Origin of the sequence: Citrobacter sp. wls714 (genome assembly GCF_005281025.1) — a bacterium.
GTDB classification, from domain to species: domain Bacteria; phylum Pseudomonadota; class Gammaproteobacteria; order Enterobacterales; family Enterobacteriaceae; genus Citrobacter; species Citrobacter werkmanii.
On sequence record NZ_SZWZ01000031.1, the window covers coordinates 389,182 to 404,110 of the forward strand.

19 protein-coding genes are annotated in these 14,929 nt (G+C 52.9%); 14 read left to right on the forward strand and 5 right to left on the reverse strand.

Features of this window, described 5'->3' with window-relative positions; translation table 11 throughout:
• The first annotated feature begins 247 nt into the window (after positions 1-247).
• The 7 genes from galP to ruvX all read left to right on the forward strand — a co-directional run bounded on the left by galP (position 248) and on the right by ruvX (position 5,877).
• Positions 248-1,642 carry a galactose/proton symporter gene (galP, locus tag FDX11_RS08750; RefSeq protein ID WP_003027074.1) on the forward strand — a complete coding sequence of 465 codons (1,395 nt, stop codon included), beginning with the start codon at positions 248-250 and terminating at the stop codon, positions 1,640-1,642.
• Between the two features lie 78 nt (positions 1,643-1,720).
• Positions 1,721-2,218 carry a SprT family zinc-dependent metalloprotease gene (locus FDX11_RS08755; RefSeq protein WP_042310936.1) on the forward strand — a complete coding sequence of 166 codons (498 nt, stop codon included), beginning with the start codon at positions 1,721-1,723 and terminating at the stop codon, positions 2,216-2,218.
• 94 nt (positions 2,219-2,312) lie between these two features.
• Positions 2,313-3,020 carry a deoxyribonuclease I gene (gene endA, locus FDX11_RS08760; protein ID WP_042310937.1) on the forward strand — a complete coding sequence of 236 codons (708 nt, stop codon included), beginning with the start codon at positions 2,313-2,315 and terminating at the stop codon, positions 3,018-3,020.
• A gap of 74 nt (positions 3,021-3,094) precedes the next feature.
• On the forward strand, positions 3,095-3,826 hold the full coding sequence (gene rsmE, locus FDX11_RS08765; RefSeq protein WP_042310938.1) for a 16S rRNA (uracil(1498)-N(3))-methyltransferase: 732 nt from the start codon (positions 3,095-3,097) through the stop codon (positions 3,824-3,826).
• A gap of 12 nt (positions 3,827-3,838) precedes the next feature.
• Positions 3,839-4,786 (forward strand): glutathione synthase, encoded by a 948-nt coding sequence (gene gshB, locus FDX11_RS08770; RefSeq protein WP_042310939.1) that lies wholly within the window; start codon positions 3,839-3,841, stop codon positions 4,784-4,786.
• Positions 4,787-4,897: 111 nt separating this feature from the next.
• Entirely contained in the window at positions 4,898-5,461 is a 564-nt protein-coding gene (locus tag FDX11_RS08775; protein WP_032940453.1) for a YqgE/AlgH family protein, read from the forward strand.
• A complete protein-coding gene (ruvX, locus tag FDX11_RS08780; protein WP_038633601.1) occupies positions 5,461-5,877 on the forward strand; it encodes a Holliday junction resolvase RuvX in 417 nt (138 codons plus the stop codon). Before FDX11_RS08775 ends, ruvX begins: the two co-directional genes overlap by 1 nt.
• Here the strand turns inward: ruvX and FDX11_RS08785 are convergent.
• Positions 5,874-6,854 (reverse strand): type IV pilus twitching motility protein PilT, encoded by a 981-nt coding sequence (locus FDX11_RS08785; protein ID WP_137349418.1) that lies wholly within the window; start codon positions 6,852-6,854, stop codon positions 5,874-5,876. The two genes, ruvX and FDX11_RS08785, sit on opposite strands and share 4 nt — an antisense overlap.
• A 17-nt stretch (positions 6,855-6,871) precedes the next feature.
• On the opposite strand from FDX11_RS08785, the gene FDX11_RS08790 reads away from it, so the two are divergent.
• Genes FDX11_RS08790 through hemW form a run of 5 tightly spaced genes read left to right on the forward strand, consistent with a single transcriptional unit; the run spans position 6,872 to position 10,178 of the window.
• Positions 6,872-7,576, forward strand: a complete 705-nt coding sequence (locus FDX11_RS08790; protein WP_137397762.1) for a YggS family pyridoxal phosphate-dependent enzyme — start codon at positions 6,872-6,874, stop codon at positions 7,574-7,576.
• Positions 7,577-7,594: 18 nt separating this feature from the next.
• Positions 7,595-8,161 (forward strand): YggT family protein, encoded by a 567-nt coding sequence (locus tag FDX11_RS08795; protein ID WP_038633609.1) that lies wholly within the window; start codon positions 7,595-7,597, stop codon positions 8,159-8,161.
• Positions 8,158-8,448 carry a DUF167 family protein YggU gene (gene yggU, locus FDX11_RS08800; RefSeq protein ID WP_137349416.1) on the forward strand — a complete coding sequence of 97 codons (291 nt, stop codon included), beginning with the start codon at positions 8,158-8,160 and terminating at the stop codon, positions 8,446-8,448. The genes FDX11_RS08795 and yggU overlap by 4 nt, the downstream gene beginning before the upstream one ends.
• 7 nt (positions 8,449-8,455) lie before the next feature.
• Positions 8,456-9,049 (forward strand): XTP/dITP diphosphatase, encoded by a 594-nt coding sequence (locus FDX11_RS08805; protein WP_038633614.1) that lies wholly within the window; start codon positions 8,456-8,458, stop codon positions 9,047-9,049.
• Positions 9,042-10,178, forward strand: coding sequence for a radical SAM family heme chaperone HemW (gene hemW / locus FDX11_RS08810; RefSeq protein WP_137397763.1), 1,137 nt, complete (start codon positions 9,042-9,044; stop codon positions 10,176-10,178). The genes FDX11_RS08805 and hemW overlap by 8 nt, the downstream gene beginning before the upstream one ends.
• A 116-nt stretch (positions 10,179-10,294) precedes the next feature.
• On the opposite strand, the gene ansB is transcribed toward hemW, so the two are convergent.
• The 4 genes from ansB to trmB form a co-directional block, all read right to left on the reverse strand.
• A complete protein-coding gene (ansB, locus tag FDX11_RS08815; RefSeq protein ID WP_038633619.1) occupies positions 10,295-11,341 on the reverse strand; it encodes an L-asparaginase 2 in 1,047 nt (348 codons plus the stop codon).
• Between the two features lie 188 nt (positions 11,342-11,529).
• Positions 11,530-12,249, reverse strand: a complete 720-nt coding sequence (locus FDX11_RS08820) for a DUF2884 domain-containing protein (RefSeq protein ID WP_042310951.1) — start codon at positions 12,247-12,249, stop codon at positions 11,530-11,532.
• 49 nt (positions 12,250-12,298) lie between these two features.
• Positions 12,299-12,625 carry a YggL family protein gene (locus tag FDX11_RS08825; protein ID WP_006686835.1) on the reverse strand — a complete coding sequence of 109 codons (327 nt, stop codon included), beginning with the start codon at positions 12,623-12,625 and terminating at the stop codon, positions 12,299-12,301.
• Positions 12,625-13,344, reverse strand: a complete 720-nt coding sequence (gene trmB, locus FDX11_RS08830) for a tRNA (guanosine(46)-N7)-methyltransferase TrmB (protein WP_038633629.1) — start codon at positions 13,342-13,344, stop codon at positions 12,625-12,627. The genes FDX11_RS08825 and trmB overlap by 1 nt, the downstream gene beginning before the upstream one ends.
• Positions 13,345-13,504: 160 nt before the next feature.
• On the opposite strand from trmB, the gene mutY reads away from it, so the two are divergent.
• Positions 13,505-14,557 (forward strand): A/G-specific adenine glycosylase, encoded by a 1,053-nt coding sequence (gene mutY / locus FDX11_RS08835; protein ID WP_137397770.1) that lies wholly within the window; start codon positions 13,505-13,507, stop codon positions 14,555-14,557.
• 27 nt (positions 14,558-14,584) lie between these two features.
• Positions 14,585-14,854: an oxidative damage protection protein gene (locus FDX11_RS08840; RefSeq protein WP_003027126.1), complete on the forward strand. Its 270-nt coding sequence runs from the start codon at positions 14,585-14,587 to the stop codon at positions 14,852-14,854.
• Positions 14,855-14,929: the final 75 nt, after the last annotated feature.

The following is a 14,929-nucleotide window of genomic DNA, read 5'->3' on the forward strand; positions in this document are numbered from 1 at the left end:
TTTGAATTAACATATCCAGGCCATCTCTTGTGCATCATTGTTACATTATCTTTCAGCATTGTCTTAATTTCAGGCAACCAGCTTTATCGCACCCTTATAAAAAACGTTATTTTTCAATTATATAAATGACAAACGCAATGAATGCCAGTGTAAGCGATTACACTAATGTGATGTAATTCGCATTTTTTTACCCCGTACTCACCTACCCTTAACATCAACAAAACTAGCTACCCAACCGGAGGGCATCATGCCTGACAATAAAAAAACGGGGCGTTCCAACAAAGCCATGACATTTTTTGTCTGCTTTCTTGCAGCCCTGGCTGGATTACTTTTTGGCCTGGATATCGGTGTTATTGCCGGTGCTTTACCGTTCATCACCGACGAGTTTCAAATTACCCCGCACACTCAGGAATGGGTGGTGAGCTCCATGATGTTTGGTGCGGCGGTAGGTGCTGTCGGCAGCGGTTGGCTCTCCTTCAAACTGGGGCGTAAAAAGAGCCTGATGATTGGCGCAATCCTGTTTGTTGCCGGTTCATTGTTCTCCGCCGCCGCGCCAAACGTTGAAGTGCTGCTGGTTTCCCGCGTGCTGCTGGGCCTGGCCGTTGGTGTTGCGTCTTATACTGCGCCGCTGTACCTGTCCGAAATAGCACCGGAAAAAATTCGCGGCAGCATGATCTCGATGTATCAGTTGATGATCACCATCGGGATCCTCGGCGCTTACCTCTCCGATACCGCATTCAGTTATAGCGGCGCATGGCGCTGGATGCTGGGCGTAATCATTATCCCTGCTCTGTTACTGCTGGTTGGCGTTATCTTCCTGCCGGACAGCCCACGTTGGTTTGCAGCTAAACGTCGTTTTGTCGATGCAGAGCGCGTTCTGTTGCGTCTGCGTGATACCAGCGCCGAGGCCAAACGCGAGCTGGATGAAATTCGTGAGAGTCTGCAGGTTAAACAAAGTGGCTGGGCGCTGTTTAAAGAAAACAGCAACTTCCGTCGCGCAGTGTTCCTTGGCGTGCTGTTACAGGTGATGCAGCAGTTCACCGGGATGAACGTCATTATGTATTACGCGCCAAAAATCTTTGAACTGGCAGGTTATACCAACACCACCGAGCAGATGTGGGGAACGGTTATCGTTGGCCTGACCAACGTACTGGCAACCTTTATCGCCATTGGTCTGGTTGACCGCTGGGGCCGTAAACCTACGCTGATTCTTGGCTTTATCGTCATGGCGGTGGGTATGGGCGTGCTGGGCACTATGATGCATGTGGGTATCCACTCCGCTGCCGCCCAGTACTTTGCCGTGCTGATGCTGCTGATGTTTATCGTTGGCTTCGCGATGAGCGCCGGTCCGCTGATTTGGGTACTGTGCTCTGAAATCCAGCCGCTGAAAGGCCGCGATTTCGGCATCACCTGCTCTACTGCAACCAACTGGATTGCTAACATGATCGTTGGCGCAACCTTCCTGACGATGCTGAACTCGCTGGGCAGCGCTAACACCTTCTGGGTCTACGGCGGTCTGAACGTACTGTTCATCTTCCTGACTCTGTGGCTAATCCCGGAAACGAAAAACGTCTCTCTGGAACACATTGAACGTAACCTGATGAAAGGTCGTAAACTGCGCGAAATTGGCGCACACGACTAATCACTCAAGGCTTCCTCCCCGGGCGGGAGGGAGCCTTCCTCTTGCAGTCCCTTCCCTGTCGCACTATCCTCTGGCGTTATGAAAACCTCCCGACTTCCCATCGCCATCCAGCAAGCCGTTATGCGCAGCCTGCGGGAAAAACTCGCCCAGGCCAATCTCAAGCTGGAACGTCATTACCCGGAGCCAAAGCTTGTTTACCAACAGCGCGGAACCGCCGCGGGCACGGCGTGGCTACAAACTTACGAAATCCGCCTCAACCCGGTGTTGCTGATGGAAAACGTCGATGCGTTCGTTAACGAAGTGGTCCCCCATGAACTAGCACATTTGCTGGTGTGGAAGCACTTTGGCCGCGTCCCGCCGCACGGAAAAGAGTGGAAATGGATGATGGAGAGTGTGCTGGGCGTCCCGGCCCGACGCACGCATCAGTTTGAACTGCAATCCGTGCAGCGTAAAACCTTTGCTTACCGCTGTAAGTGCCAGGAACATCACTTGACCGTTCGCCGCCATAACCGTGTTGTTCGCGGTGAAGCCACCTACCGCTGCGTCCATTGCGGCGAACCACTGATTGCAGAATAATATTCAGAATTATCAGGAACCTTTCTGATCTAGCTGATTGCATACAAGAACAACTTTCGCTACGTTGCGGGCTCGTTTTGACACGGAGTTCGTGATGTACCGTAATCTTTCTTTTGCCGCGGCCATGTTAGCCGCTGCGTTTTCTGGCCCGGTGTTAGCCGAAGGTATCAACAGTTTTTCTCAGGCGAAAGCAGCAGGCGTCAAAGTTAACGCCGATGCGCCGGGAGATTTCTACTGTGGTTGCAAAATTAACTGGCAAGGTAAAAAAGGGGTCGTTGACCTTGAATCCTGCGGCTATAAAGTGCGAAAAAACGAAAACCGCGCCAGTCGTATCGAATGGGAACACGTTGTTCCCGCCTGGCAGTTTGGTCATCAGCGCCAGTGCTGGCAGGACGGAGGGCGTAAAAACTGCGCCAAAGATCCGGTCTATCGCCAGATGGAAAGCGATATGCATAACCTGCAGCCTGCAGTGGGTGAAGTGAATGGCGATCGCGCAAACTTTATGTACAGCCAGTGGAACGGTGGCGAAGGACAGTATGGACAGTGCGCCATGAAGGTTGATTTCAAAGAGAAAGTTGCCGAGCCGCCAGCCCGCGCCCGCGGCGCTATCGCACGCACCTATTTTTACATGCGTGACCAGTACGACCTGACGCTCTCCCGCCAACAAACCCAGCTTTTTAATGCCTGGAACAAGCAATATCCGGTTACCGACTGGGAGTGTGAGCGTGACGAACGCATTGCGAAGGTACAGGGGAACCATAACCCCTATGTGCAACGCGCTTGCCAGGCGCAAAAGAGCTAACCTACACTAGCGGCAATATTTTTAACCATGCCCTGGCCTTTCGCAGCCCAGGGCCATGACGCGGATGTTTAACTATGCGCATTCCTCGCATTTATCACCCTGAGCCACTCGTTTCCGGCAGCCAAATTTCACTATGTGAAGATGCCGCCAACCATATCGGCCGTGTGCTGCGTATGGGACCTGGCCAGGCGCTACAGCTGTTTGACGGTAGCAACCAGGTGTTTGACGCCGAAATCACTCACGCAAGCAAGAAAAGCGTGGACGTGAAGGTGCTTAACGCCGAACTCGACGATCGTGAATCGCCGTTGCACATCCACCTGGGCCAGGTGATGTCGCGCGGCGAAAAAATGGAATTTACTATCCAGAAATCGATCGAACTGGGTGTAAGCCTCATTACGCCACTTTTTTCTGAGCGCTGCGGCGTTAAACTGGATAGTGAACGCCTGAACAAAAAGCTCCAGCAGTGGCAGAAAATCGCCATTGCCGCCTGCGAACAGTGCGGTCGTAACCGGGTGCCTGAAATTCGCCCGGCAATGGATCTGGAAGCATGGTGCGCGGAACAGGACGAAGGGTTGAAACTGAACCTGCATCCTCGCGCCAGCGCCAGCATCAATACGCTGCCGCTGCCGGTAGAGCGCATCCGCTTGCTGATTGGCCCGGAGGGTGGACTGTCGGCAGATGAAATTGCCATGACCGCACGTTATCAGTTTACTGATATTCTGTTAGGACCTCGCGTTCTGCGTACTGAGACAACTGCGCTCACCGCCATTACCGCGCTACAGGTGCGTTTTGGCGATCTGGGCTAACGGAGAAGAACAATGATCAAGCTCGGCATCGTGATGGATCCCATCGCAAGCATCAACATCAAGAAGGATTCCAGCTTCGCAATGCTGCTGGAAGCACAACGTCGTGGTTACGAAATTCACTATATGGAGATGGCCGATCTTTATCTGATCAACGGTGAAGCCCGCGCCCGTACGCGGACTCTGAGCGTAGAGCAGAACTACGACAAATGGTATGAGTTCAAGGGTGAGCAGGATCTCCCGCTGGCCGATCTGGATGTGATTCTGATGCGTAAGGATCCGCCATTTGATACTGAGTTCATTTACGCGACCTATATTCTGGAACGTGCAGAAGAAAAAGGGACGTTAATCGTCAACAAACCGCAGAGCCTGCGCGATTGTAACGAAAAGCTGTTCACCGCATGGTTTGCCGACCTGACGCCAGACACGCTGGTCACCCGTAACAAAGCGCAGTTGAAAGCCTTCTGGCAAAAACACAGCGACATCATTCTCAAGCCGCTGGACGGCATGGGCGGCGCGTCTATTTTCCGCGTGAAAGAAGGTGACCCGAACCTCGGTGTCATTGCCGAAACGTTGACCGAACATGGTGCCCGCTATTGCATGGCGCAGAACTATTTGCCAGCGATTAAAGACGGCGACAAACGCGTACTGGTTGTGGATGGCGAACCCGTTCCGTACTGCCTGGCGCGTATTCCGCAGGGCGGTGAAACCCGTGGCAACCTGGCCGCCGGTGGCCGTGGCGAGCCGCGTCCATTAACCGACAGCGACTGGGAAATTGCCCGCCGCATTGGGCCAACGCTGAAAGCGAAGGGATTAATTTTTGTCGGTCTGGATATCATTGGCGATCGCCTGACGGAAATTAACGTCACCAGTCCAACCTGTATTCGTGAGATTGAAGCAGAATTCCCGGTTTCGATTACCGGTATGTTGATGGATGCCATTGAGGCTCGTTTGCAAAAATAAAAGAACTCGCCGGTAGAAGGGATCCTACCAATACTCATAGTGACAGCGCTCGTATTTGTACGCATACTGGGCGCTGTTGCTTTTTTGAACCAGGAAACAGAACCTCTGACAATGAATTTACAGCATCACTTTCTTATTGCCATGCCTGCTCTCCAGGATCCGATTTTCCGCCGTTCCGTGGTGTATATCTGTGAACACAATGAGAACGGAGCAATGGGGATTATCATCAATAAGCCTCTGGAAAACTTACAAATTGAAGGAATTCTGGAAAAGCTGAAAATTACCCCTGAAGCGCGCGATCCGGCTATTCGTCTGGATAAACCGGTGATGCTCGGCGGACCGCTGGCGGAAGACCGTGGATTTATTCTGCATACCCCGCCGTCACGTTTTGCATCCAGTATCCGCATTTCAGATAACACCATCATCACCACCTCCCGCGATGTATTAGAAACCTTAGGTACGCAGGAGCAACCCTCTGAGGTGCTGGTTGCGTTAGGCTATTCATCATGGGAAAAGGGCCAGCTGGAACAAGAACTGCTGGATAACGCCTGGCTTACGGCCCCCGCCGATCTCAACATCTTGTTTAAAACGCCGATTGCCGACCGCTGGCGTGATGCGGCAAAACTTATCGGGATAGATATCCTTACCATGCCTGGCGTGGCGGGACATGCCTGATGAGCGGAACATTACTCTCTTTCGACTTTGGTACAAAAAGCATTGGCGTCGCAATTGGTCAGCGCATTACCGGTACCGCGAGACCCTTGCCCGCGATCAAAGCACAGGACGGTACGCCGGACTGGAATCTGATTGAACGTCTGCTGAAAGAATGGCAGCCGGACGAAATCATTGTCGGTTTACCGCTCAATATGGATGGCACCGAGCAACCCCTTACCGCACGCGCACGCAAGTTCGCTAACCGTATTCATGGTCGTTTTGGCGTTACCGTGACGTTGCATGATGAGCGTTTGAGTACCGTCGAAGCCCGCTCCGGCCTGTTTGAGCAAGGCGGGTACCGGGCACTGAATAAAGGTAAAGTGGACTCCGCTTCTGCCGTTATTATTCTCGAAAGCTATTTCGAGCAGGGCTACTAAAGCCGTCCCTGCGCCTGGCGCTGCTGCTGGCTCTGCGTAAACGTCTGCATGCCTGTCTGTTGCCCGGTTTGCATTATGCCGGGTAGCTGATGCGTTTTCCCTTCACGGATCAGGTTACCGACGGCGGGCGTGTTGACGAGCAGTTCGAATAGCGCCACTCGTCCTCCCTGCTTATCTTGTTCCAGCTTTTGCGAAAGTACCGCCCGCAGGCTGTCTGCCAGTTGATTACGCACCGGATCTTTCTCCTGTGCGGGAAAGGTATCCACCAGCCGTGCAATGGCCTGCGCCGCCCCTCGCGTGTGTAACGTTGCCAGCACCAGATGCCCGGTTTCCGCAGCCGTTAACGCCAGACGAATGGTTTCCACATCGCGCAGCTCGCCCAGCAGAATGACGTCAGGATCTTCGCGCAGCGCGCCGCGCAAACCGGCGGCGAAAGAAGCGCAGTGTACGCCTACCTCCCGTTGTTGAATGAGACAACGCTGGCTGGTGTAACGATATTCAATGGGATCTTCCAGCGTCAAAATATGTCCCGCGACGTGCTGATTAAGATATGACACCATCGCCGCCAGGGTCGTTGATTTACCGCTGCCGGTGGCGCCTGTCACCAGAATTAATCCATTTTCGCTATGCAGCAGCTCAGCTAAGGCGGCGGGAGTCTGGAGATCATCTAAACATGGGCAATCAAGCGGCAACAGCCTTAGCGCCAGAGAGATTCCCTGCTGATGAACAAATGCGCTCGCGCGCAGACGCCGTGAGTTCGTCAGCGTAATGGCAAAATCCAGCTGCCCCTGTTTCTGCCACTGTACCTGTTGTTGCTCGCTGAGCCAGCACATCAGCAACGTCTCTACGTCAGGCGTGGTAAACGGTGCGATTTCGACATTTCCATGTATGCGCCAACGCGCAGGCCATGCATTGCACAGGTGTAGATCCGACACGTTATGCTTTACACTAAGGGCCACTATTTCTTCCATATTCATATGAACATCCTCGGAAAATGAACGATATCGCGCATAACCTGGCACATGTCCGGGACAAAATCTCAGCCGCCGCGACGCGTTGCGGGCGGTCTTCAGAAGAAGTTACATTGCTTGCAGTCAGCAAAACCAAACCTGCGAGCGCCATCGAAGAAGCCATTGTCGCCGGGCAGCGTGCCTTCGGTGAAAACTATGTGCAGGAAGGGGTGGATAAAATCCGCTACTTCCAGGAAAAAGGCGTCAACGATCTGCAGTGGCACTTTATCGGCCCGCTGCAGTCCAACAAAAGTCGTCTGGTCGCTGAGCACTTTGACTGGTGCCATACGATCGACCGTCTGCGTATCGCTGCCCGTCTGAGCGAACAGCGCCCGGCGGAACTGCCGCCGCTCAATGTACTGATTCAAATTAATATCAGCGATGAGAACAGTAAGTCAGGAATTCCGCTGGCAGAGCTTGATGCACTAGCCGCTGAAGTCGCTGCACTGCCGCGCATTACCCTGCGTGGTCTGATGGCAATTCCGGCGCCTGAGTCAGATTATGTAAGGCAGTTTGAAGTTGCACAGCAAATGGCTGTAGCATTTACCGGGTTGAAAACACGCTACCCAGGCATCGACACCCTCTCACTGGGGATGTCTGATGATATGGATGCCGCAATTGCGGCGGGTAGCACGATGGTGCGCATTGGCACCGCCATTTTTGGTGCTCGTGATTACACTAAAAAATAAGGAAAACTAAGGAACACCATGAATACGTTGACCTTCCTGCTCTCAACGGTAATTGAGCTGTATACCATGGCGCTGCTGCTACGCGTGTGGATGCAATGGTCTCGCTGCGATTTTTACAACCCGTTCTCGCAGTTTATAGTGAAAATCACTCAGCCTGTTATTGGGCCGTTACGCCGTGTGATTCCCCCGATGGGGCCGATTGACAGCGCCTCGGCATTAGTTGCACTCGTTCTCAGCTTTATCAAGGCAATCGTGCTGTTTAAGGTGGTCACGTTCCAGCCGATTATCTGGATCGCCGCCGTACTGATTGTCCTCAAGACCATCGGGCTGCTGATTTTCTGGGTACTGCTGGTGATGGCAATTATGAGCTGGGTCAGCCAGGGCCGTAGCCCTGTGGAATATGTACTGATCCAACTGGCAGACCCGCTGCTGCGTCCTATCCGTCGTATACTCCCGGGCATGGGCGGCATCGATTTCTCGCCGATGATTCTGGTTCTGCTGCTCTATGTGATTAACATGGGTATCGCGGAAGTGTTACAGGCTACAGGCAATATGCTGCTGCCGGGGCTGTGGATGGCGCTATGAGTGCCGTTACACCCTGCGACGACGGTTTGGTTTTACGGCTCTACATTCAGCCTAAAGCCAGCCGTGACAGTATTGTGGGTTTACATGGCGACGAAGTTAAAGTCGCCATTACCGCCCCGCCGGTGGATGGGCAAGCGAATAGCCATCTGGTGAAGTTTCTCGGCAAACAGTTCCGTGTGGCAAAAAGCCAGGTCATCCTTGAGAAGGGCGAGCTTGGCCGTCACAAACAGGTTAAAATCATTCATCCGCAACAGATCCCGCCCGAAATTGCGGCGCTAACTGATTAGGTATCCCATGCAAAAAGTTGTCCTCGCGACCGGCAATGCCGGTAAAGTGCGTGAACTCGCCTCTCTTCTGAGTGATTTCGGTCTTGATGTCGTTGCCCAAACGGATCTGGGTGTTGATTCTGCAGAAGAGACCGGGCTGACGTTTATTGAGAATGCCATTCTGAAGGCGCGTCATGCAGCGCAAATTACCGGACTGCCGGCCATTGCTGACGACTCTGGTCTGGCGGTGAACGCCCTTGGCGGCGCGCCAGGCATCTATTCGGCCCGCTATTCCGGCGAAGATGCGACCGATAGGCAGAACCTGGAAAAACTGCTTCATACCCTGCAGGATGTTCCTGATGACAAGCGCCAGGCACAGTTCCACTGCGTGCTGGTGTATATGCGCCACGCAGACGATCCAACGCCGGTAGTTTGCCACGGAAGCTGGCCGGGTATTATTACCCGTGAACCTGCCGGAAACGGTGGCTTTGGCTACGACCCGATATTCTTTGTGCCGACTGAAGGGAAAACGGCGGCTGAACTGACCCGTGAAGAGAAAAGTGCGATTTCTCACCGCGGACAGGCGCTGAAGCTGCTGCTGGATGCCCTGCGTAATGGTTAAGCTTCCGCCGCTAAGTCTTTATATTCACATCCCGTGGTGCGTGCAAAAATGCCCGTACTGCGACTTCAACTCGCATGCGCTGAAGGGCGACGTTCCTCATGACGACTATGTGCAGCATCTGCTGAGCGATCTGGATACTGAGGTGGCCCACGCCCAGGGACGTGAAGTAAAGACCATTTTTATCGGTGGTGGTACGCCGAGCCTGCTTTCTGGCCCGGCAATGCAAACGCTGCTCGACGGCGTGCGCGCACGTCTGAAGCTGGCCGCGGATGCAGAAATCACGATGGAGGCGAATCCTGGTACGGTGGAAGCCGATCGCTTCGTTGATTATCAACGCGCAGGCGTAAACCGAATCTCCATTGGCGTACAGAGCTTTAGCGCCGCCAAACTTAAGCGTCTGGGACGTATTCACGGGCCGGAAGAAGCCAAACGTGCAGCACACCTGGCGAGCGGTCTGGGGCTACGTAGCTTTAATCTCGATCTGATGCACGGCCTGCCGGATCAGTCGCTGGAAGAAGCATTGAATGATTTGCAGCAGGCCATCGCGCTCAACCCGCCGCATCTTTCCTGGTATCAGTTGACCATCGAACCCAACACGCTATTTGGTTCGCGTCCGCCGGTTCTACCGGACGATGACGCACTGTGGGATATTTTTGAGCAAGGCCACCAGTTGCTGACTGCAGCGGGGTATCAGCAGTACGAAACCTCAGCCTATGCGAAGCCGGGCTATCAGTGTCAGCACAATCTCAATTACTGGCGTTTTGGCGACTATCTTGGCATTGGCTGTGGCGCGCACGGCAAAATCACTTTCCCGGACGGACGCATTTTGCGCACCACCAAAACGCGGCATCCACGCGGATACATGCAAGGACGTTACCTGGAAAGCCAGCGTGATGTTGCCGAAGCCGACAAGCCGTTCGAGTTCTTTATGAATCGTTTCCGGTTACTGGAGGCCGCGCCGCGTGCAGAATTCACGCAATACACCGGGCTTGCCGAAGACGTTATTCGTGGACAGATTAATGCAGCTATCGCCCAGGGTTACCTGAGTGAATGCGATGAATACTGGCAGATTACCCAACACGGTAAGCTGTTTTTGAATTCGCTGCTGGAGCTGTTTCTGGCGGAGTAATACGGTAACGATGTAGGCCGGATAAGGCCTTGAGCCGCCATCCGGCAAATTGCCTGATGGCGCTGCGCTTATCATGCCTACAGGGTTAGGGCGATAAGCGCAGCCACCTGCATCGATTAATACTGATTAAACATTTCCTGGATCTGCTTAGGATCCTTGGTTTGCGTCAGCGCAAGCTGCAGCAGAACACGCGCTTTTTGCGGGTTCAGAGAACCTGAAGCCACAAAGCCGTATTTCGCATCATCAACTTCAGCATCCTGCGTGGTGGAGCCGGTTGGTACACGGGAGGAACGCACCACGACGGTACCTTTATGCGCGGCAGTGGCCAGCGTATCGAATACCGTTTTATACAAGTTGCCGTTACCTACACCCGCACTGACGATACCCGCATAACCCGCGTCGACCAGCGCTTTGGCCGGCAGATCCGAGGCGTTAGCGTAGTTGTAAACAATCCCCACTTTCGGCAGTTCGGTCAGCTTAGACACATCGAACGGAGTAGACGTGGTGTGCTTACGCGCAGGCGTACGCTGGTAGTCAATCTTGCCGTTATGGATGTAGCCCAGCGGGCCATAGTTAACGGATTTGAAGGTGGCTACATCGGTAGTGTTGGTTTTGGTCACGTCGCGACCATCCATCACGGTGTCGTTCATCACCACCAGCACGCCACGGTTGGCAGAGGCTTTGTCTGCAGCCGTCACCACTGCGTTATACAGGTTGAACGGGCCATCGGCGCTCATCCCTGTAGACGGACGCATTGCGCCAACCAGCACTACCGGCTTGTTGCACTTGACGGTCAGGTCGAGGAAATAGGCAGTTTCTTCCATGGTATCCGTACCATGTGTCACGACAAAACCGTCGGTTTTATCACACTCGGTGTTAATCTTTTTCGCCAGCGTTAACCAGACGTCGTCATTCATATCCTGAGAGCCGATGTTCACCACCTGCTCGCCTTTAACAACCGCGATGTCTTTCAACTGAGGTACGGCTTCAACCAGATTCTCTACGCCTACCTTGCCTGCCGTGTAGTTAGATTTTGTCGCGGAATCACCACCGCCGGCAATGGTCCCACCGGTTGCTAAAATAGTGATGTTTGGCAGTGCAAGCGCCGCGCCGCTGAAACCCATAACCAGTGCGGCAAGTGCCGTTTTCTTGAAAAACTCCATGTTATTTCTCCAGTTACTTGAATTTGCAGCATTATGTCTATCTTACAGATGAATAATGTGACGAGTTCCAATTAACCAGATTTATATCTCCATCAAATTGCCATTCTTAGAGATGGATATCAAAAAAACAGAAAGATACAAAATAAAACGGCACAGAATGTTTCTGTGCCGTTAAAAAGAGGTGAAAATTATTTCAGCGTGCTAACCAGCGTTTTACGATCGTTTTCCAGCGTCACGACGCGGGCACAAACATCTTTGCCAAACTGCTGGAAGTCTTGTTCCTGATTCTTCCATTCGTTCTGAATTGAGGTTTGCAAACCACCGAGGCTCCCGAGCACGCCCTGCAGCGGGTTACCACCGCCTTTGAGCACAGCTTTGGCGCCCATCTCGTTGATGCTGTCCTGCAAAATGCCGCCCATCGCCTGATTCACTAATTGCTGCCCGTCGGCGCGGACCTGGTCAATCGCCTTATAGTGGAAGGTCAGCCCATCAGTACGATGTTCGATGATGCGGTTCATCTGCGCTTTCAATTGCGCATCCAGCTTGGTTAAGCGGCCACGCATGTTGCTGCTTTCACCGACCTCTTTGGCGATGATTTTGTCCAGTGCCACGCGACCTTTCTCTACGCGCGCTCTGGCACCTTCGTCAATCCACGGCAGGCTGCTACGCAACGCCGCCTGATAATCTTTAGCCTGCTCACGCTGTGCGGCGTTGAGGTTGTACTGCTTACCGTTAAAGGTGACATCACCGGCCTGGGTAATGACCAGATCGCCGTTTTCGCCTTTTACCTGCACCGTTTGTGGGCTCAAAATCACATCGTCACGTGGGGTGACGCTGCACTTGTAATCGGCATGTGCGGCCATCGCCGTGAACGTGAGGACTGCCGCCAGCAGCGTTTTGCGCATCATATCTTTCCCTCAATACAAATCGGGCCGGCATTTGCCGACCCTGTGCTACTTAGTCCCACCAAATATCGAAAAGTTCGCTGGTGCGCACTTCTTCAAGTTTATGCTCTTCCAGCCACTTACGGACGATTGCCTGATGTTCTTCGGTGCATTTGCCGATTTCCTGCAGACAGATCAGACCTTCCCAGGCCAGATAGCCGCTGCCGTCAAAGGCCAGTTTGTTCGGTTCGATAACCTCATTGATAAAGTCATCAACGATTTTATCGACCTGCTCTCCAGATGTACCTTCCGGGAAACGCCATGCAACCGAAAATCCTATTTCCTGGAATTCGTCGATGTGCATTTTTTTACGCAGACGACGGCTACGGTTCTTTGCCATTATTTCACCCTCTCGAACATTAAGTCCCATACGCCGTGGCCAAGACGATGACCACGTTGTTCAAATTTGGTTACCGGGCGCGATTGTGGGCGCGGTACATAATCGTTACTCTCTGACTGGTTTTTATACCCGTCAATCGAGGACATCACTTCCAGCATGTGCTCCGCATACGCTTCCCAGTCGGTTGCCATATGGAACACACCGCCCAGCTTCAGCTTACTTAAGATATGCTCAGCAAACGGTACCTGAACGATACGGCGTTTATTATGACGTGCTTTATGCCATGGGTCAGGGAAAAACAGCTGAACCATAGATAAAGAATTGTCAGGAATCATTTTATGCAGGACTTCAACGGCATCATGGCACATGACGCGCAGGTTCTCGACGCCCTCTTCATGGGCGGAAGCCAGACACGCACCAACGCCCGGCGAGTGTACCTCAATGCCGAGGAAATTTTGTTCTGGACGCGCTTTCGCCATTGCTACCAAAGACGCTCCCATACCGAAACCGATTTCCAGCGTGACTGGCGCATCGCGACCAAACAGTGCAGCGAAATCCACAGGCTCTTCGCTGAACTCAACGCCCATCACCGGCCAGTAGTTTTCCAGCGCGTGTTCCTGCCCTTTCGTCAGTCGCCCCTGGCGACGAACAAAACTACGAATCCGGCGCAGAGGGCGGCCGTTTTCATCAAATTCCGGTGAAATGACGTCGTTCTTCATAAAAGTTTAGTCTGCTGTGTTTGAGTTCTGAAAACGGGCATTATCCAAAGTTAGTTGCCGGATGCAAGTAAAGGAAGAAAGTGAGCAGCGGAAAGTTCCGGTTTACACCCCGTTGCCGCTGTGCTGCAATCTTGCCCCCGGCAATAATGAAACGGTAATCATGCAAGCCTCTCAATTTTCAGCTCAGGTTTTGAGCTGGTACGACAAATACGGGCGGAAAACGCTGCCCTGGCAAATTGACAAGACGCCTTACAAAGTATGGCTCTCTGAGGTGATGCTGCAACAAACTCAGGTTGCCACCGTTATCCCCTATTTTGAACGCTTTATGGCACGCTTTCCGACGGTAACGGATTTGGCCCATGCGCCGCTGGATGAAGTCCTGCATTTATGGACCGGTCTGGGCTATTACGCCCGTGCGCGTAATTTGCATAAAGCCGCGCAGCAGGTTGTGTCGCTGCATGGCGGCACATTTCCACAAACCTTTGATGAGGTAGCCGCCCTGCCTGGCGTTGGACGCTCAACCGCAGGCGCGATCCTTTCACTCTCTCTGGGTCAGCATTTTCCGATTCTCGACGGTAACGTCAAACGCGTGCTGGCTCGCTGTTATGCTGTAAGCGGCTGGCCGGGGAAAAAAGAGGTCGAAAAAAGACTGTGGGAGCTGAGCGAGCAGGTTACGCCAGCCCACGGCGTTGAGCGGTTTAACCAGGCGATGATGGATTTAGGCGCTATGGTTTGTACACGTTCAAAGCCTAAATGTTCGCTATGTCCGCTAGAGAATGGCTGTGTAGCGGCCGCCAATGCAAGCTGGGCGCTGTATCCTGGTAAAAAACCCAAACAGACGTTACCGGAACGTACGGCCTATTTTTTACTGCTACAGCATGATGACGAAGTGCTGCTCGCGCAGCGACCGCCCAGCGGCTTATGGGGTGGTTTATACTGTTTTCCGCAGTTTGACGACGAAGATGGACTGCGCAACTGGCTGGCGCAACGACAAATTAACGCAGATAATCTGACCCAACTTAATGCGTTTCGCCATACCTTTAGCCATTTCCACTTAGATATTGTGCCTATGTGGCTTCCCGTGTCTTCATTCACCTCATGCATGGATGAAGGCAACGCGCTCTGGTATAACTTAGCGCAACCGCCATCTGTTGGACTGGCGGCTCCCGTGGAGCGTTTGTTACAGCAATTACATGCCGGTACACAGGTTTAACGTAGCGGTCGATAGAGAGGATTTTTTATGAGCAGAACGATTTTTTGCACTTTCCTGCAACGCGAAGCAGAAGGCCAGGATTTTCAGCTGTACCCGGGCGATCTGGGAAAACGCATTTATAACGAGATTTCTAAAGAAGCATGGGCGCAATGGCAGCATAAACAGACCATGCTGATTAACGAGAAAAAACTCAATATGATGAACGTCGAACACCGTAAGTTACTGGAACAGGAGATGATTAACTTCCTGTTTGAAGGTAAGGATGTGCATATTGAAGGCTATACGCCAGAGTCATAAAATCCGTTGCCGGATAGCGCTGCGCTGATCCGGCCGACGATTTAATCTGGTCCTTGCAAATAACAAACACAACAC